We start from the raw sequence: 18,458 nt of genomic DNA on the forward strand, positions 1-18,458 counted from the left end.
CCGCGTTCCGCCGCTGCTATTCCTGCGGCTGCACGGTCACCGGGTCCATCCAGAGGTAGTCCCAGTGGTGGCCGTCGAGGTCTTCGAAGCCGCGGCTGTACATGAAGCCGTAGTCCTGCGCGGGCTTGGGCTCGGTGGCGCCGGCCGCCAGGGCCTTCTCCAGGATGGCGTCGACGGCCTCACGGCTGTCCACGCCGATCGCGTTCTGCACCTCGCTGGTGGTGCGAGCATCCGCAATCTGCTTCGTGGTGAACGTCTTGTAGAAGTCGTGCGTGAGGATCATCAGGTAGATGGTGTCGCTCATCACCACGCAGGAGGCGTTCTCGTCGGTGAACTGGGGGTTGATCGTGTAGCCGATCGCCTCGAAGAAGGCCTTCGAGGCGTCGAGGTCGGCGACGGGCAGGTTGACGAAGATCTGGTTGGCCATGCCACCAGGATCGCTGCACGCACGGGCTGTGTAAAGAGCGATCTCGCGCTTGTTCTCCCCCGGCGGCGGTGGCGGATCACGGATGTCGGAGGGCCGCTCTAGGGTTGGGGCATGGCCACGAAATCCACCAGCGCGTACCGCTGCACCGAGTGCGGCTGGCAGAGCATCAAGTGGGTCGGGCGCTGCGGCGAGTGCCAGTCGTGGGGCACGGTGGTCTCGGCCGCTGAGAACGAGGGCATCTCGCGCGCGGTGCGGGCGACCGTGCTCGATCAGGCCCGGATAGCGCGGCCGATCACCGAGATCTCGTCCGACGTGGCGGCGCACTGGGCCACCGGCATCGGCGAGTTCGACCGGGTGCTGGGCGGCGGGCTGGTGCCCGGCGCCGCCATCCTGCTCTCCGGCGAGCCGGGCGTCGGCAAGTCGACGCTGCTGCTCGAGGTGGCCGCGAAGGCCGCCGAAGAGCACCTGCGGGTGCTCTACGTCACGGCCGAGGAGTCGGTGTCGCAGGTGAAGTTGCGCGCCGAGCGCACGCACGCGCTCTCGCCCACGCTCATGCTCGCGGCCGAGACCGATCTGGCCACCGTGCTCGGGCAGATCGACGCGGTGCAGCCGCACCTCGTGATCGTCGACTCGGTGCAGACCGTGTCGTCGTCGGCGCTGGATTCGGCGGCGGGGTCGCCGACGCAGGTGCGCGAAGTCGCGTCGTCGCTCATCCGGGTGGCCAAGGAGCGGTCGCTGCCCGTGCTGCTGGTGGGCCACGTCACCAAAGACGGCTCGATCGCGGGGCCACGGGTGCTCGAGCACCTGGTCGACGTGGTGTGCCAGTTCGAGGGCGACCGGCAGACCTCGCTGCGCTTCGTGCGGGCGCTCAAGAACCGCTTCGGGCCCACGGACGAGGTGGGCTGCTTCGAGATGTCGGCCGAGGGCATCCGGGAGGTGCCCGATCCGAGCGGGCTGTTTTTGTCGCGAGGGTCGGATGCCGTGTCGGGCACCTGCGTGACCGTCGCCCTGGAGGGGCGGCGCGCGCTTCCCGTCGAGGTACAGGCCTTGGTCGTGTCGACGCCGTCACCGAACCCGCGGCGGGTCACCAACGGGGTCGACTCGTCGCGAGTGGCGATGATCCTGGCGGTTCTCGAGCGGCGGGCGCGCATCAAGCTCAGCGAACTCGACGTCTACGTGTCGACCGTCGGCGGGGTGAAGCTCAGCGAGCCCGGCGCCGATCTGGCGATCGCGCTGGCCCTGGCCTCGGCGGCGAACGACAAACCGCTGCCGCACGATCTCGCGGCTTTCGGCGAGATCAGCCTGGCCGGTGAGGTGCGCCCGGTCTCCTCCAGCCGCACGCGGGCCGCGGAGGCCCGGCGGCTCGGCTTCAACCGCATCATCGACGACGAGGCCCAGCAGCTCACCCGTGCCCTCGGCCGTGCCTTCTCCTGAGCACCTCCGGAGTCACTCCGGCAGGCCGGCGACGACCTCCAGCAGGTCGGTGAAGGCATCGGCCACGGCTGCCGGGTCCGTTCGCTGGAGAAAGCCGGCCACGGCACGATCCTGCTCCGCCCTGGTCTCACCGGCGCGGGCCGCTTCGATCCACGGCAGCGCCTCGAGCAGCGCATCCGGGTCGTCGAAGTCAGCCGAGCGCACCCACGGCTCGCCGTGCAGGTGGTCGAGGGCGCCGAGGTCGGAGAGCAGCACGGGGCGACCGAAGGTGGCGGCGAGGTAGACCAGACTCGGATTGAGCGCGCCGAGGTAGGGAAGCACCATCGCGTCGGCGGCCCGGATCCAGAACTGCGCGTCGTCGGCCGGCACGTACCGCACGGCGGCGTGCACGCCCTCGACGTCGAGCGCCCGTCGGAGCGCGGCCTCGTCGACGCCGGAACCCACCTCGCCCGCCACCAGCAGCACCAGTTCCGGATGCGCGACGCGGGCTCGCGCGAAAGCCTCCAGCAGGCGGTCCAGGCCCTTGTACGGCCGCAGGGTGCCGAAGAGCAACAGCACGGTGGCATCCGGCGCCAGCACCAAGGCCCGGCGCGCCTGTGCCGTCGACACCTCATCGCGGAACCGGCCGCGGTAGTTCGGGTGCGGATGCACCACGACGGTCTCGGGCCGCAGCGCGTAATCGTCGGCCACGAGCCTCGGTGTGGCCGGATTCATCACGATCACGCGGTCGGCACGCTCGACGACGCCGCGCAGCACGGTGAGCTCGGCGTCGCGGTGACGCAGCTCGTGCGGCATCGTGTTGTGCACGGTCCAGACCAGGTGCCCGCCGCCGGCCCGGAAGTCGTCCAGGGCCTCGAGGAACGTCGCCGCCGCACGTGCCGCCTCCTCGCCGGTCGTCGCCTGCTGCGCGATCGGCGCGGTCCAGTTCAGGTGCAGGATGCGCGGCCGGGCCGGGTCGGGCGTCGCCCGGAGGTGCGCGAGCAGTCCGGGCACGTCTTCGGCGACCGTCACGGCGAACCGCGCGCCGAGCCGGGAGTACAGGATGCGCTGGTACGGGTTGTTCGGGTAGTACGGGAACACCAGCAGCTCCGCGCCGGGTGCGGAGGCTCGGTGGGCACGACGCCGCAGTCGGGTGCGGGCGCGACGGCCGAGTCGCGGGCGCACGACGAACTGGTCGGGGTGCGGCCCGGCCACCACACGGCCGGCACGGTGTACCCGGCCCGAGCGCAGCTGGTGTCCGGTCGTGGTGAAGACGTCGCTGGCGGCGATCCCGACCGGAGCCCACACCAGAGTCGCCGCATCCTGGATCTCGACCCGCACCCGATACCGCCGGTCGGCCTCGCCCTCGGGCATCCCGACGAGCACGTGCGCCGTCTCGGCCAGGACCGGATCTGAGCAGACCGCGCGCGCATCCGCTGCGTCGACCGTGGCGACCATCTCGACGTTCTCGACCGTCTCGACCACGATCCGCATCCGGGGTGCAGCGGGTTCGAGCGGCCCGTCCAGCCGAGCGTGCACCTCGATGTGGGCGCCGCGCACCCGCAGCTCGAGCCGCGCCAGTCGCCGCGATGCCCGGCGCCGGGCGAGTTCGGGGCCGAGCACGCCGATCCGCACACCCTCCGGCTCGGTCAGCTCGCCGGGTGCGTCGCATTCGAGCAGCAGTTCGAGTCGTTCGTCGTCGCCGAGCGCTCTCCAGGCGACGCCGGAGGGATCGGGCCGCGCACCGCTGATGTCGTTCACCCGCTCGCCACTCCCGCCACCGGCGCCCTAGGGAAGCGCCCGATCCGATTTTGACACGGAGCCCGGGCTCCGCCGGAGCGCGGGGCCAGCGCGGCGGATGCTCACACGTGCGGTACGAAGGCCTGCCAGGCGAGTCGGCGCGAGCCGCGTGGATCCGCTTCGACGCGGTCTTCGGCATCGATCACGAGGGTCAGGCGGTCGTTCTCGTCGTAGAGCGGCCAGTCGTCGCCGAGACGCCCGTCGTGGGCGAACCGCAGCCAGTGCGCCCGCATCCGCCGGCCGGCCGCACGGAACGCGCGCCGCCCGCCGAGCACCGTCATCGTGCGCCCGAACCAGCCGTTCATCCGGTCGAAGACGGCGAACAGGTCGAGCCCGTGGGTGGCGTCGAAGCCGGCCAGCCGCACCAGCCGCGGTGCCGCGTCGAAGCGGTAGAAGTAGGTCGGCTGGAACCGTGAGTGCCGCTCGGCCACCTTCACGGTCGGATACCAGAAGGCGTAGTCGCCGCCGAAATCCGCCGCCGGTCGCTTGGCCGGCAGCCCCGGGTATTCGGCCTTGATCGCCTTGCGATTGCCCTTCTTGGTACGCCGGAAGATGGCGCGGATCCGCTTGGGCGTGGTGGCCAGGATGTCGAGCCGGCCGACGAACAGCGATCCTTCGCGGTCGTTCGTGCCGATGATCAACGGGATCGCCGCCGCACGCCCCTCCTTGAACGCGTCCAGAGGGCGCTCGGGCAGGAAGTCGCCGTCGATCACGGGTGAGAGCGCGATGGTGCCCGGATGCGCGTCCGGCGTGCGCAGCGTCAGGGTGACGGCGGCCTCGACCAGTTCGCCGGCCTCCACCGACACCAGCACCTCGCCGGCGAGGTCGTCGGAGGTCGACTCGACGCCGTCCGCGTCGATCGACTCGGTGAGCAGTTCGACGAACTCCTCAGCCCAGACCGCAGTGGTCTCGGGAAGGTAGATGGCGTTGGCCGGCGAGCTCTGAGCGATCGCCCGCGCGAAGAGCCCCTGAGCGGATGGGGTCGCCATCAGGGTGGTGACGGCGTTGCCACCGGCCGACTCCCCGAACAGCGTGACGGTGGCGGGGTCGCCCCCGAAGGCCGCGATGTTCTGCCGCACCCACTCGAGGGCGGCCACCTGGTCGCGGAGGCCCAGGTTCGACTCCAGCGGCCGTTCCGGCGTCGAGTAGCGCGTGAAGTCGAGGTAGCCGAGCGCGCCGAGGCGGTAGTTGAAGCTCACGTAGACGATGCCGCCCTCGCGCACGAGCGCCTCGCCGTTCTGCGGATGCTCGGCCGACGACCCGACGCTGTAGGCGCCGCCGTGCACGAACACCATCACCGGCAGGCCCGTGCGCTCGTCGGCCGGGCGCAGGACGTTGATACTCAGGCAGTCCTCCGACATCACCGCCGAGCGGCTCGCCCCGATGAAGTTGCCGGCGCGCGACTGCATCGCCACCGGCCCGAAGTCGCGGGCGTCCCGCACGCCGTCCCACGGCGCGGGCGGCCGCGGAGCCCGGAACCGCAGCGGCCCGACCGGCGCCGCGGCGAACGGGATGCCGCGCCACCAGCGCAGGCCCCTCCGCTCGGCGCCCCGGACGGTGCCCTCGGCGACCTCGACGATCAGCGGGTCGCCGGCTCCACCCGCGGCATCCGGTGCGGGAGGCGGCGAGGATCGGAGGCTGGTCACTCGCGCATGCTAGCCGGGCCGGATGAACGCCGGCCGACGCGCACGCCGACGCCGCTCAGCGCACCCCTCAGTTGAGGATGAACTGCTGGGTGTCGGCGGCCGGGATGCCCGCCACCTGCACCGTGAGGTGGTACGAGGCGCCCGCGGCCGGAACCTGCGGGCGGTCGGTCGCCTCGCAGGTGGCGGCACTCGACCGGGTGCGGTCCCAGGCGAAGGGGGTGGAGTTCACCACGACGCCGGGCTCGAGCAGGGCCTGGGTGTCGGAGGCGCCGGTCTGGCAGTCGGTCGAGACCCAGTAGGTCTCGTCGCCGCTCGTGATCGTGTAGAGCTGCTGCGAGGTGCCGGCGTTGATGGTGCAGGGCTCCGAGCCGGTGTTCTCGATCGTGAACGAGATCTGCGGGTTCACGCCCGCCGCGTAGCTGCTCGCATCCGTGACCGGTGTCACCGAGATGTTGCCGGCGGCGCAGGCGGCCGCCGGAGCGTTCGGGTCGGTCGTGGCCGCGTCGACCGAGCCCGGTGTGGCGGCGGGATCGGCCGAGCCCGCGGCATCCGTCGCCCCCGGATCGGCCGTCGAGGTGGGAGCGCCGACGGTCGCGGGCGATTCGCCCTGCGCACCCGAGCCGGGTCGCACGACGATCAGCACGACCACCACGATCACGGCCACCAGCGCGAACAGCACGATCGCGCGGCGCCGCCAGTACACCTGCTTGGGCAGCCTTCCCGGGGCTTGCCCGGGTTGTCCGATGCTCGACATGAGCCCACATTAACCAGCGGATGCGCCCGAGCCCCGGCACGACACCGCCATTCGCGCCTCCCGACCCTGCGAATCCGCCCAACCCGCACCGCTCCCCGCGCCGCTCCCCCGCACCACCCCTCCTCGCGACCCGTCGATCTTCGCCCTTCCCGGGCGGATTCAGGGCCGAAATCGACGGGTCGCGAGGAGGTGACGGGAGGGTCAGGCGGGGGCGGGGGTGGGGGTGGGGGTGGGGACCGCGGGGGTGGGGACCACAGGAGCGGCCAGGCCGAAGGCTTCGAGCTCGGCGTCGTCCAGCATCCGGGAACGGATGAGGAAGCGCTTGCCCTCGGGGGCCTCGATCGAGAAGCCGCTGCCCCGGCCGTCGACGAGGTCGATGGTGAGGTGCGTGTACTTCCAGTACTCGAACTGCGAGCGCGACATGTACACCTCGACCGGGTAGGTGCCCTCGACGTGCAGGGTGCCGATCAGGATGTCCGAGCCGCCGGTTCGGAACATCCCGACGGGGTAGCACATCGGCGACGAGCCGTCGCAGCATCCGCCGGACTGGTGGAACATCAGCTGCCCGTTGATCGACGCGAGGTGCCGCAGCATCTCCGCCGCCGCCTCGGTCACGTCGACGCGCGACGGCCCCGACGTGGGATCCGTCATCAGAAGAATCCCATCGGCCCGTCGGCGTAGGAGACGAGCAGGTTCTTCGTCTGCTGGTAGTGGTCGAGCATCATGCGGTGGTTCTCCCGCCCGATGCCGGACTGCTTGTAGCCGCCGAAGGCCGCGTGCGCCGGGTACTGGTGGTAGGTGTTCGACCACACACGGCCGGCCTGGATGGCGCGGCCCGCCCGGTAGAGCTGCGATCCGCTGCGCGACCACACGCCGGCACCGAGGCCGTAGAGGGTGTCGTTGGCGATCGAGATGCCCTCGTCGTAGTCGTCGAAGCTCGTCAGCGCGAGCACCGGACCGAAGATCTCCTCCTGGAAGATACGCATCGAGTTCACGCCCTCGAAGACGGTGGGCTGCACGTAGAAGCCGCCGCTCAGCTCGCCACCGAGGTCGGCCCGCTCGCCGCCGGTGAGCAGCTTCGCGCCCTCCTGCTTGCCGATGTCCATGTAGCTGAGGATCTTCTCCAGCTGGTCGTTCGAGGCCTGCGCGCCGATCATCGTGGACGTGTCCAGCGGGTTGCCCTGCTTGACCTTCGACACGCGCTCGAGGCCATCCGCCACGAAGCCGTCGTAGATGGATCGCTGCACCAGTGCCCGCGAGGGGCAGGTGCAGACCTCGCCCTGGTTCAGGGCGAAGAAGGTGAAGCCCTCCAGCGCCTTGTCGTAGAAGGAGTCCTTCTCGTCGGCCACGTCGGCGAAGAACACGTTCGGGCTCTTGCCGCCGAGTTCGAGCGTGACGGGGATCAGGTTCTCGCTCGCGTACTGCATGATCAGGCGGCCCGTGGTGGTCTCGCCGGTGAACGCGATCTTGCGGATGTTGTTGTGCGAGGCGAGCGGGGCGCCGGCCTCGATGCCGAAGCCGTTGACGATGTTGAGCACGCCGGCGGGCAGCAGGTCTTCGATCAGGCCCATCAGCACGTGGATGCTGGCCGGCGTCTGCTCGGCCGGCTTCAGCACCACGCAGTTGCCCGCGGCGAGTGCCGGAGCGAGCTTCCAGACGGCCATCAGGATGGGGAAGTTCCAAGGGATGATCTGGCCCACCACGCCCAGCGGCTCGTGGAAGTGGTAGGCGATGGTGTCGTTGTCGATCTCGCTGATGCCGCCCTCCTGCGCCCGGATGCAGCCGGCGAAGTAGCGGAAGTGGTCGATGGCGAGCGGGATGTCGGCGGCGAGCGTCTCGCGCACCGGCTTGCCGTTCTCCCAGGTCTCGGCCACGGCGAGCAGCTCGAGGTTCTGCTCCATGCGGTCGGCGATCTTGTTCAGGATGACCGCACGCTCGGCGACGCTGGTCTTACTCCAGGCGGGGAAGGCCTTCCAGCCGGCCTCGACGGCCCGGTCGACGTCGGTGGCGTTGCCGCGCGCGACCTCGGTGAAGTTCTGGCCCGTGACGGGGGTGGGGTTCTGGAAGTACTGGCCGCTGGCCGGCGGCACGTACTCGCCGCCGATGTAGTTGTCGTAGCGCGGCTTGAAGGCGACGACGGCACCCGCGGTGCCGGGGTTCGCATAGACGGTGGAGCCGGGCGCTGCGGGGGCCGCTGCCTCGGTCTCGGGACGATCGATGATGGTCATGATGCTCCTTGTCGACGACGGTGTCGGATGCCCGTGACGCTACGCCTGGGCAGGTTGCATCGGGTTGCGCGGGAATGCCCGGCGCCGGTCGGGCCTTGTTCCGTTCATGAGCTTCGTCGACGCCGAACCGGATGCCGTGGGGGCGCTGCTCGCGCGGCTGCGGTTCCGCGCCGATTCGGTGACCCTCGAGCACCTCGCGCCGGGCGACCGCCGACGGCACGTCGAGGGCCTCGTGCTGCACCACCTGGTCTCCGGTTCGGCGAGCGTCTCGGGCACCGAGGCCTGCGCCATCGTGCGCGCGGGCGACGTGTTCCTGCTCCCGCTCGGCGGGCCGCACACGCTGACCGCGATCGAGCACACCGAGGTGCTGACCGTCGCGGTGCACGTCGAGGGCGTCGGCCCGTCCGCCGTGCTGTCGGGCGGCCTGCCCGAACTGATGATGAGCTGCTCGCTCGCCGACCGCTCCGCCGTGGTGGCGGGCCTGATCGGCGGCATCCGTGAAGAGCTGGCAGCCGGCCGCGACGCATCCGCCTCGCTCGCGGAGGATCTCGCGACGCTGGTGGTGACGGCCACGGTGCGCGGCTGGGCCGAAAGCGGATGCGACCGGGATGCCGGAGCATCCGGTTGGCAGCTCGCCCTGCGCGATCCGCACATCGCCCGGGCCCTGGAGGCCATCCAGAACGAGCCCGGAACCAAGTGGAGCGTGGCCGGTCTGGCACGGGTGGCGAACTCCTCGCGCTCGACATTCGCCGAGCAGTTCCGCCTCGCCGTGGGGGTGCCACCCCTCGCCTACCTCGCTCGCGTGCGGATGGAGCGGGCGAAACAGCTGCTCACCGCTGAGGGCTTCAGTGTCGGCCAGACGGCCAGCGCCCTCGGCTACTGCTCCGACGAGGCCTTCAGCCGCGCCTTCCGCCGTGTGGCAGGAGAGTCCCCCACCGCCTGGCGCCGCTCCGCGCGGTAGGCCCGGCGACGTCACCGGCCCGGGGCTAGGCGCGGGCGGGGCGGTTGCGGAGCGACGTGAGGAGGATGCCTCCGGTGAGGGCCGCGACACCTCCGACGAGCAGGGCGGTGCCGACACCGACACCGTCGACCAGGACGCCGCCGACCACGGCGCCGAGCGCGATCGCGACCTGGAAGGCCGCCGCCTGCAGGCCGCCGACGCTCTCCAGGCGGGCGGGCTCGGCCCTCGCCATCCAGGTCATCAGCGTGGTGGGCACCGCGCCGAAGCCGAGACCCCAGAGTGCCACGGCGAGGACGACGAGCGCCTGGTTACCGCCCGAGAACGAGAACAGCAGCAGTGCGACGCCGAGCAGGGCCGGCACCACGAGCACGGCCAGTCGCATCCGCTTGTCGACCAGCGGCCCGGCCACCAGGTTGCCGGCGAACGCGGCCAGGCCGTAGACCAGCAGCAGCGCCGCGAGCGCGGCCGGCTCGAAGCCGCCCACCTCGGTGGCGGCGGGGCGGATGTAGGTGAAGGCGGCGAAGTGCCCGCCGGCCACCAGCGCCGTGGCGAGCAGACCGAGAAGGATCAGGCGCGAACGCAGGGTGTCGAACAGCGCCCGGAATCCGGCACCGCCGTTCGGGCGCACCGAGGGCAGCACGACCAGTTGCACCACGAGCGCCACCACCCCGACTCCGGCCGCGAGCAGGAAGACCGCACGCCAGCCCCACAGCTCACCGAGCCACGTGCCGAGCGGGATCGCGGCCACCGTGGCGAGCGAGACGCCCACGTTCACGATCGTCATGCCCCGGCCGAGCCGCGCCGGCGACACCAGTCGCGCCGTGACCGAGATGGCGAGCGCCCAGAAGCCACCGAGCGCGACGCCGAGCAGCACGCGGGCGGCCAGCAGCACAGGGTAGCTCGGGGCGATCGCCACGAGCAGGTCGGAGAGCACCGCGAGGGCGCCGAGTCCGAGCATCAGGTGCCGGCGGTCGATGCGGGGCAGCAGCACCGGGATGGTCAGCCCGGCGAGCGCTGCCACGATCGCCGTGACGCTCACCGACTGACCGGCCACGCCCTCGCTCACACCGAGGTCGCTCGCGACCCGGGTGAGCAGGCTCGCCGGCAGGAACTCGGCCATCACGAGGGCGAACACGCCGAGGCCGAGCGAGACGACGCCCGCCCAGGAGTCTTTGGGGGCGGTGGGAGACGGCGTACCGGAGGAGGACGGTGTGCTGGTGCTGCTCGCGAGTGCGAGCGACGCGGTGTCGGTGGTCATGGGGAATGCAACGCCGAGGCTGTGGCATCCTTCCGACCGATCGTCGGCGAGACCGTGCAGATCGTCCGGACGTGCGGGCGACCGGGCCCCGGATGAACGGGGCGCGGCCCTACAGCGACCGCTCGAGCGCCTCGAGGTGAGCCACCACGCCGGCGCGCTTAGGCGAGCGCGCGGGCAGCAGCCGGAGGGCCGCGGTCCACACCTCGGCGTCGTCCAGGCCGTCTTCGGTGGCGGCGTAGTCGAGCAGCACGTCGACGGCCGCGTCGGTGAGGATCGCCTCGCGCAGCCGCATCCGCACCCGGTCGCGGATGGCGACGACTCCGGGGGCGTCGGATCCGGGCAGCAGCGGGCCGCGCACCGCGGCGAGAGCCACCCGGTGCGCCCCCTTGTCCAGCAGCGAGACGACGTGGTGGGCGTCGAGCTCGATCGGCACGCTCAGCCGGTAGGGCCGCGACTCGATGTCGACGCCCGTGCCGGCCGCGGCGAGGGTGCGCCGCAGCCGCACCATCTCGGGGCGGAGCGTGACGACGCCGGATTCGTCTCCGTAGACCTCGGCGGCCAGGCGTTGCGCCGACACGCCCTCCGGATGCCACGCCAGCACCGTCAGGATCTCGGAGTGCCGCGAACTCAGCTCGACCGGGCCGTTCGCCCCGGCCAACTCGCCGGTGTCGCGTCCGAGCACGTGCATCGAGATCGGTCCCGCATCCGGCCGCCGGCCCTGCCGTGCGGCAGAACGTGCTCCGACGCCTGCCGACCCCGCCGCTCCGAAGCCCACCACGCTGAGCGGCGAGCGCCCGCGGGTCGACGTCGAGCCGCCCGCGCCGCCTCGATCGCTGAGCGCCCGCAGCCGCAGCACCATCAGTTCGGCCTCGGCGGCCGCGGCGGTCGCCTCGATCAGCGGGAGCGTGTGCGGATCCACGGCCCGGGCATCTCCCGTGATGTCGATCACGCCCAGGATGCGCCGGGTCTCGGGGTCGTGCACCGGCACCGCGGTGCAGCTCCAGCCGTGCACCAGCCGGTTGAAGTGCTCGGAGTCGTGGATCTGGATGCCGTGGTCCAGCTCCAGGGCCGTGCCCGGTGCCGACGTGCCCACCCGGCTCTCCGACCAGCCGGCGCCCTCCACGAAGCGCATGTCCTCGGCCGCCCGCTTCGAGGCGGAGTCGCCCTCGACCCAGAGCAGCCGGCCCATCTCGTCGCCGACGGCCACGAGCAGACCCGAGCCCTCGGCATCGCGCACCAGCAGCTTGCGGATGACCGGCAGCACGAGCGAGAGCGGGTGCGCCCGGCGGTACTCGGCGAGCACGTCTTCGCCCACCTCGAGGTCGGGAAGCAGGTGCTCGGGATCCAGCGCCCGGCTCTTCGCGCGCTCCCACGATTCGTGCACGACGGTGCGCGGACGGGTGCGCTCCCGGGCGTCCGGATGCGCGAGCCAGGGACTGCTCATGCTCTGCCGCCCATCTGCGTCGATAGTGGGAGTGGTTCAGCGGGTGCGCCGGGAGGATCCGGCCGAGATCACACCGGACCTCACGCCACCAGTATCACGCGCAGCCGCCCGTACGTGAAGAGCGCCGGCGAATCACCAGGGGATCGGCAGGGCCGGCACGCGGTCGCCCCCCGCTGCACCGGCGCCCGGGCACACCAGCACGCCGTCGGCGTCGGCGAGGCCGCGCAGCATCCCCGATCCGTGCCAGTCGGAGGGCAGGGCCAGCCCCGCGTGCAAGCGGTAGGGGCGGAGCACGGTGGGGCTGCGAGCGGCTTCGACGGCCGCTCCCAGCACGACCTCGCCGAGGGCGGGCAGGGGCAGCCCCTGGAACGCGGCGATCACCGGATGCGCGAGCGTCAGCAGGCTGAGCAGCGCGGCGAGCGGGTTGCCGGGCAGCCCGATCACCAGCAGGCCGCCCGGGAGCCGGGCCAGTAGGGCGGGACCGCCGGGGCGGACGGCGAGCCCGCCGATCAGGAACTCGGCTCCGAGGGCGCGCAGCGCGGTGCGCACGTGGTCGGAACCGGACCCTCCGGTGCCGCCCGTGGTGAGGAGGAGGGAGGGAGCCGCCCTCGCGGGCGACGTGGCCGATGCCGAGGCCGAGGCCCACGCGGCCAGCTCGGCGACCGTGGCGTCGAAGTCGTCGCCGATCCGGTCGACGCCGATCACGGTGCCGCCCAGGCTCGCGATCACGCCGGGAAGCGACGGTCCGAAGCTGTCGCGCACCCGGCCGGGGCCGGGTATGCCCGCCGTCACGACCTCCGCACCGGTCAGCAGCAGGGCGACCGCGGGCCGGGCCACCACCCCCAGTTCGTCGTGGCCGCCCGCCGCCGCGAGCGCCAGATGCACCGGGTTCAGGAGGCGCCCGGCGTCGATCAGCCGCTCGCCGTTCCGCGCCTCCCGCCCGGCGCCCCGGATGTGCTGGCCCGGGCGCGGTTCGCCGGCCGCCCCGGGACCCGGCTCGAGCATCCGGATGCCGTCGATGGATGACACGACGCCGTGTTCACTCCGCAGCACGCCCCGGATGCCGGCCGGCACGAGACCGCCCGTCACGATGGGCCGGGCTTCTCCGGCGCGCAAGACGGGTGGGTTGGCTGCCGCGCCGAGCAGTCGCCAGGGCGGATCGCCGGCCACCGCCCAGCCGTCCATGGCCGAGGAGTCGTAGTGCGGCACGTCGGTGAGGGCGTGCAGGTCGTCGGCGAGCGTGCGACCGGCCGCGGCCTCGAGGGGAACGCGGATCGGCACGAGCGGCACGGCGGCGGCGGCCGCGATGCGCCGCGCCTCGTGCCACTCAACCGGCGACGATACCGGGGTGCGCGCGGATGCTGTCGCCGCTTTCGGCGCCCGATCAGCGGTGCTCATCCGGGCTTCCCGATCTCACGCAGAGCCGTCGTGCGCGGGCGGCAGTTCCGCCGACATGGTGGGCGGCATGTCGTCGGAGGCCTCGCGCTCGGCAGCGACCGTCTCGGCGAGCCTGGTCGCCACCTCGATCGCCCGGGCCAGCTCGTCGGCTGCAGCCGTGAGGTCCGCAGCCGTGAGGTCCGCCGCCGCGACGGTCGCGTGCTCCTCCCCCGTGCCGTCGTCGGCCGCCCGCTGCCGGGCCGCCGCGAGTCCGGCGGCGTAGCCCACCACATACGTCGTGAGCGGAGCCGCCGGGCGCCGCACCGAGTGCGCCGCCACCCCGGCCAGCGCCAGAAGCGCCTCCACGTCGACCACGAACCCCTCGAGCCGCAGTTCGGCCGCCAGGCGCGAACTCCAGGCGGCGAGCTCGCGCAGCTGGTCGTCTTCAGCACTCATCAGGACTCCTCCGTTCGAGGGGCGATCTCGCGCCGAGGCGCTCGGCGTCGTCCCAGGTGTCGACGTCGTCGGCGGCGCCCGCGGGGATCGGCACCTCGCGCAGCTCCAGCGGTTCCACCAAGGTTCGCACGGCCAGTCCGTCGAGGCGAGCGCCCACCCGCTGCACGGCGGCGGTCAGGGCGGCAGCGTCGTAGAGGGCGAGCAGGTGCTGACGGCGACCGGATGCATCGACCGCAGCGAACCCGTCGACGCCGCCCTGCCGGTGACCGCGCGCTCCGTGGGCGGTCTCCCCCGCCGCGATCACCAGCGCGGCGACCGCGTCGGCGCATCCGGGCATGTCGCAGGCCAGCACCAGGATGCCGTGTTCACCGGAGGATGGGGTGCGTGCGGATGCGGAGGCCTGGCCCAGAGCCGACATCCCCGGAGCCGTCATCCCCAGAGCCGCCACCCCGGCGGCGATCGCGGCCACGGGGCCGCCGAATGCCGGTTCCTCGCGAACCACCTCGATGGACGCGCCGCGATCCGCACCCGTACCCGTACCCGTCCCCGCGAGCGCGCCCGCGATCTCTGCGGCGAGCGCCGGCTCCCCCACCACCACGACCCGCTGCGCTCCGGCCTCACGGGCCGCGTCGAGCGTGCGGTGCAGCAGGCTGCGGCCGTCGACGATCAGGTGCTGCTTGGGCTCGCCGCCGAGGCGCGAGGAGCGGCCCCCGGCGAGAACGATCGCATCCAGCAGCACCCGACCAGCCTAGGCTCTGCCCGATCCCCTTCCCGAGGCCGGCTCCCCGCACCGGGCCCTGGGCATTCGCTCCGGGCGTTTGCCCCTACCCCTCGCGGATGCTATTCCTGACACATGGGACGAATCACCGCTCGACGCCGCGTGACCCGCATCACCGTCGGCGCGCCGCGGGTGTTCCGGGAAGATCTGCTGGCCGTCGAAGAGCCCCTCGAGATCCGGGTCGGCGGCCGCTCGCTCGCGATCACGATGCGCACGCCCGGCCACGACACCGATCTGGCGGCCGGGTTCCTCGTCTCGGAGGGTGTCATCCGGCACGGCGACGATTTCGCGGCGGCCCGCTACTGCGCCGGCGCCACCGACGAGGGGCTCAACACCTACAACGTGCTCGACGTGAGCCTCGCGCCCGGCGTGCCGGCACCCGATCCGAGCCTCGAGCGCAATTTCTACACGACGAGTTCGTGCGGCCTCTGCGGCAAGGCGAGCATCGACGCGGTGCGTACCCTCTCGCACTACGAGGTGCGCGGCGACGCCTTCGAGATCGACCCCGCCCTGCTGGTGACCTTCCCCGACCTGCTGCGCGAACAGCAGGCGGTGTTCGAGAAGACCGGCGGCCTGCACGCCGCGGCCCTCTTCGACGCCCTGACCGGCGAGCTGCTGGTGCTGCGCGAAGACGTCGGCCGGCACAACGCGGTCGACAAGGTCGTCGGTTGGGCCGTGAAGGAGAACCGGCTCCCGCTGCGCTCCACCGTGCTGATGGTCTCGGGGCGCGCGAGCTTCGAGCTCACCCAGAAGGCCTCGATGGCCGGCATCCCCATGCTCGCCGCGGTCTCCGCCCCCTCCTCGCTCGCGGCCGAACTCGCCGCCGAACTCGGGATGACGCTGGTCGGCTTCCTGCGCGGCGACTCGATGGTGGTCTACAGCAGCCCGCAGCGGATCGGCGCGGCGCGCGCGGCCGCCGCCGCGGCATCCGGAACCGACACCCACGTCGACATCCCTGCGCGCCCGCACGACCCCGCCACCACCGACCTCCCCGGAGCCCCCGCATGAGCGCCAGACCGCCCGTGGACGACGTCAGCGACGCCGACATCGAGGTCACCGATCCGAAGCACTACGCCGTGGGCCTGCCCGGTGTGCTGCACTCGATGGAGCCGGCGCTTCGCCAGCTGGGCGGCCGTCGCACCCTCGAGCTGCTCACCTCGATCAACCAGCGCGGCGGCTTCGACTGCATGAGCTGCGCCTGGCCGGATCCGGATCACCGCAAGAAGCTCGAGTTCTGCGAGAACGGCGCCAAGGCCGTGATCTGGGAGGCCACCCCGGTCACCGTGCCGAGCAGCTTCTGGGCCGAGCACTCGGTGCACGACCTGGCCGGCAAGTCGGAGTACTGGCTCGGCATGCAGGGGCGCCTCACCGAGCCCGTCTACAAACCGGCCGGTGAAGACCACTACCGCCCCGTGAGCTGGGACGAGGCCTTCCGTCTCGTGGGCGAGAACCTGCGCGCGCTGGAGAGCCCCGACCAGGCCGCCTTCTACACCAGCGGCCGCGCCTCGAACGAGGCCGCCTTCGCGTACCAGCTGTTCGTGCGCGCCTTCGGCACCAACAACCTGCCCGACTGCTCGAACATGTGCCACGAGTCCACCGGCACCGCGCTCAGCGAGGTGATCGGCATCGGCAAGTCCACCATCTCCTACGACGACTTCGAGAAGGCCGAGCTCATCATCGTGATGGGCCAGAACCCGGGAACGAACCACCCGCGGATGCTCACCGCACTCGAAGACGCCAAGAACGCCGGTGCCACGATCGTGTCGGTCAACCCGCTGCCCGAGGCCGCGCTCGAGCGCTACAAGAACCCGCAGACCGTGCGCGGGGTGCTCGGTCACGGCACGGCGATCTCCGATCAGTTCCTGCAGATCCGGCTCGGCGGCGACATGGCGCTGCTGCAGGCGGTCTCCAAGCGGGTGCTCGAGGCCGAAGCGGCGGCACCCGGAACCGTGCTCGACCACGCCTTCCTCGCCGAGCACTGCCTGGGGCTGTCGGAGCTCACGGCACACCTGGCCGCTCTCGACGAGACCGAGGTGCTCGAGGCGACCGGGCTCACCAGCACCGAGATCGACGAACTGGCCGAGCGGTACATCCGCTCGAACGCCACCATCATCACCTGGGCGATGGGGGTCACCCAGCACAGGAGGGCCGTCGCCGGCATCAAGGAGATCATCAACCTCCTGCTGTTGCGCGGCAACATCGGCAAGCCGGGCGCCGGCGCCTCCCCGGTGCGCGGCCACAGCAACGTGCAGGGCGACCGCACCATGGGCATCTGGGAACAGATGCCGCCCGCTTTCCTCGACGCGCTCGAGCGTGAGTTCGGCCGGCCGATGCCGCGCGAGATCGGGGTGGATGCCGTGCACGGCATCCGGGCCATGCAGCGGGGCGAGATCAAGACCTGGGTGTCGCTCGGCGGCAACTTCGTGGGGGCCATCTCCGACACGGCGGCGGCCGAGGCCGCGATGCGGGGCACGGGGATGACCGTGCAGATCTCCACCAAGCTCAACCGCTCGCACGCCGTCACCGGCGCCGAGGCGATCATCCTGCCCACGCTCGGGCGCACCGAGATCGACCTGCAGGCCTCCGGAGCGCAGATCGTGTCGGTGGAGGATTCGGTCTGCGCGGTGCACGCCTCGCACGGGCGTATCCCACCGGTGGCGCCGAACCTGCTCTCGGAGGTGGCGATCGTGTCGCGACTGGCGCGCGCGACGCTGGGTGAGGCATCCGGAATCGACTGGGCCGGCTTCGAGGCCGACTACGACGTCATCCGCGAGCACATCGGGCGTGTGGTGCCGGGGTGCGAGGGCTACAACGAGAAGATCCGCCGGCAGGACGGCTTCGTACTGCCCAACGGTCCGCGCGACTCGCGCACCTTCACCAACGCCGTGGGCAAGGCGCTGCTGACGGTGAACCGGCTGGAACCGGTGATCTGCCCGCCGGGGCGGCTGCTGCTGCAGACCCTGCGCTCGCACGATCAGTTCAACACGACGATCTACAGCCTGAACGACCGCTACCGCGGCATCAAGAAGGGGCGGAACGTGGTGTTCGTGCATCCCGCCGATCTTGAAGCGCTGGGGCTCACCGACGGGCAGGCGATCGACGTGTTCAGCGAGTGGCCGGGGCAGCCCGACCGGGAGCTGCGCGGTTTCCGGGCGGTCGCGTATCCGACGGCCCGCGGATGCGCTGCCGCGTACTTCCCCGAAGCCAACGTGCTCGTTCCGCTGGACTCGACCGCCGAGGGCAGCAACACGCCGGTGTCGAAGGCGATCGTGGTGCGGCTGGAGCCGGCCGCCGCGGGCTGAGCGGGCGGGCGGGCGGTTCGACGGCCTGGCGCGTCAGGGCGTGTGCAGCGCCGGGTCGTGCAGGTCGTAGCCCGAGACGGTGGCGCAGTCTTCGCCGAACGTGAAGTCGCCGAGCACGCGCTCCCCCGCGAGCACGGCGGGCAGCCAGTACTTCGCGTCGTCCCACATGGCGTCCAGGGGCAGTTCGTCGAGCGGATACCAGTCGGGTGACACCTCGTCGGACTCTTCGGGCTCTCCGCTCCAGACGCTGGCCACGAACACCGTCGAATCCTGGCTCCAGTTCTCCCGGAACGGGAACGCGAACTTCACCAGCCCCATCTCGGTGAGGTCGGCCGGATCGACCACCAGGCTCGACTCCTCCTCGATCTCCCGCACGATGGCGTCGAGCGCGGTCTCGCCGGCCTCGATCTTGCCGCCGAGGCCCACGATGTTGCCCGATCCGAGACCGGTCTTCTTGCGGCCGAGCAGCACCTCGGTGCGGCCGTCGGCGCGCACACGCGTGAGGAATGCCACGCAGACCTGGTAGGGAGAGACGGGAGACACCTGTGGATGATAACTCCCGCGTGTGTTCGGCATGTTTCGGCCGCGCCGCCGCGCCGTCGCGCCGCCGGGCT

16 protein-coding genes are annotated in these 18,458 nt (G+C 71.9%); 4 read left to right on the top strand and 12 right to left on the bottom strand.

All coding sequences use genetic code 11. The features are described from left to right. Positions 1-16 precede the first annotated feature (16 nt). Positions 17-427, bottom strand: coding sequence for a VOC family protein (locus tag Q0D75_RS18210; protein WP_291056801.1), 411 nt, complete (start codon positions 425-427; stop codon positions 17-19). 111 nt (positions 428-538) lie between these two features. Between Q0D75_RS18210 and radA the strand changes: the two genes are divergently transcribed. Further along, complete coding sequence (radA, locus tag Q0D75_RS18215; protein ID WP_291056803.1) at positions 539-1,861, top strand: DNA repair protein RadA; 1,323 nt, start codon at positions 539-541, stop codon at positions 1,859-1,861. A gap of 12 nt (positions 1,862-1,873) precedes the next feature. Here the strand turns inward: radA and Q0D75_RS18220 are convergent, their stop codons facing one another. From Q0D75_RS18220 to Q0D75_RS18240, 5 genes are all read right to left on the bottom strand, one after another. Further along, positions 1,874-3,601 (bottom strand): glycosyltransferase, encoded by a 1,728-nt coding sequence (locus Q0D75_RS18220; protein WP_291056805.1) that lies wholly within the window; start codon positions 3,599-3,601, stop codon positions 1,874-1,876. Positions 3,602-3,702: 101 nt separating this feature from the next. Next, a complete protein-coding gene (locus Q0D75_RS18225; protein ID WP_291056808.1) occupies positions 3,703-5,286 on the bottom strand; it encodes a carboxylesterase/lipase family protein in 1,584 nt (527 codons plus the stop codon). Between the two features lie 67 nt (positions 5,287-5,353). Continuing rightward, a complete protein-coding gene (locus Q0D75_RS18230; RefSeq protein ID WP_291056809.1) occupies positions 5,354-6,040 on the bottom strand; it encodes a hypothetical protein in 687 nt (228 codons plus the stop codon). A 201-nt stretch (positions 6,041-6,241) separates the two neighbouring features. Beyond that, positions 6,242-6,691 (bottom strand): DUF779 domain-containing protein, encoded by a 450-nt coding sequence (locus Q0D75_RS18235; RefSeq protein ID WP_291056811.1) that lies wholly within the window; start codon positions 6,689-6,691, stop codon positions 6,242-6,244. Continuing rightward, complete coding sequence (locus tag Q0D75_RS18240; protein ID WP_291056813.1) at positions 6,691-8,268, bottom strand: aldehyde dehydrogenase family protein; 1,578 nt, start codon at positions 8,266-8,268, stop codon at positions 6,691-6,693. The genes Q0D75_RS18235 and Q0D75_RS18240 overlap by 1 nt, the downstream gene beginning before the upstream one ends. A gap of 106 nt (positions 8,269-8,374) precedes the next feature. Here Q0D75_RS18240 and Q0D75_RS18245 point away from each other — a divergent pair, with 106 nt between their 5' ends. Beyond that, positions 8,375-9,229 carry a helix-turn-helix domain-containing protein gene (locus Q0D75_RS18245; RefSeq protein WP_291056814.1) on the top strand — a complete coding sequence of 285 codons (855 nt, stop codon included), beginning with the start codon at positions 8,375-8,377 and terminating at the stop codon, positions 9,227-9,229. 25 nt (positions 9,230-9,254) lie between these two features. On the opposite strand, the gene Q0D75_RS18250 is transcribed toward Q0D75_RS18245, so the two are convergent. From Q0D75_RS18250 to Q0D75_RS18270, 5 genes are all read right to left on the bottom strand, one after another. Further along, complete coding sequence (locus tag Q0D75_RS18250; protein WP_291056816.1) at positions 9,255-10,487, bottom strand: MFS transporter; 1,233 nt, start codon at positions 10,485-10,487, stop codon at positions 9,255-9,257. 109 nt (positions 10,488-10,596) lie between these two features. Beyond that, entirely contained in the window at positions 10,597-11,931 is a 1,335-nt protein-coding gene (locus tag Q0D75_RS18255; protein ID WP_291056818.1) for a helix-turn-helix domain-containing protein, read from the bottom strand. Between the two features lie 132 nt (positions 11,932-12,063). After that, positions 12,064-13,329, bottom strand: a complete 1,266-nt coding sequence (locus Q0D75_RS18260; protein WP_291056820.1) for a molybdopterin-binding protein — start codon at positions 13,327-13,329, stop codon at positions 12,064-12,066. A 15-nt stretch (positions 13,330-13,344) separates the two neighbouring features. Then, on the bottom strand, positions 13,345-13,764 hold the full coding sequence (locus Q0D75_RS18265; RefSeq protein ID WP_291056822.1) for a DUF6457 domain-containing protein: 420 nt from the start codon (positions 13,762-13,764) through the stop codon (positions 13,345-13,347). Next, the gene (locus Q0D75_RS18270) at positions 13,754-14,503 is read right to left on the bottom strand and encodes an NTP transferase domain-containing protein (RefSeq protein WP_291056824.1); all 750 of its coding nucleotides are present in this window, start codon (positions 14,501-14,503) and stop codon (positions 13,754-13,756) included. The genes Q0D75_RS18265 and Q0D75_RS18270 overlap by 11 nt, the downstream gene beginning before the upstream one ends. 114 nt (positions 14,504-14,617) lie before the next feature. On the opposite strand from Q0D75_RS18270, the gene fdhD reads away from it, so the two are divergent. Together fdhD and Q0D75_RS18280 are read left to right on the top strand one after the other, a co-directional pair. Continuing rightward, the gene (gene fdhD, locus Q0D75_RS18275; RefSeq protein WP_291056826.1) at positions 14,618-15,550 is read left to right on the top strand and encodes a formate dehydrogenase accessory sulfurtransferase FdhD; all 933 of its coding nucleotides are present in this window, start codon (positions 14,618-14,620) and stop codon (positions 15,548-15,550) included. Continuing rightward, the gene (locus Q0D75_RS18280; RefSeq protein WP_291056827.1) at positions 15,547-17,844 is read left to right on the top strand and encodes an FdhF/YdeP family oxidoreductase; all 2,298 of its coding nucleotides are present in this window, start codon (positions 15,547-15,549) and stop codon (positions 17,842-17,844) included. The genes fdhD and Q0D75_RS18280 overlap by 4 nt, the downstream gene beginning before the upstream one ends. A gap of 33 nt (positions 17,845-17,877) precedes the next feature. On the opposite strand, the gene Q0D75_RS18285 is transcribed toward Q0D75_RS18280, so the two are convergent. Beyond that, a complete protein-coding gene (locus Q0D75_RS18285; protein ID WP_291056828.1) occupies positions 17,878-18,387 on the bottom strand; it encodes an 8-oxo-dGTP diphosphatase in 510 nt (169 codons plus the stop codon). Positions 18,388-18,458: the final 71 nt, after the last annotated feature.

This window comes from Herbiconiux sp. (assembly GCF_023264855.1).
Lineage (GTDB): Bacteria > Actinomycetota > Actinomycetes > Actinomycetales > Microbacteriaceae > Herbiconiux.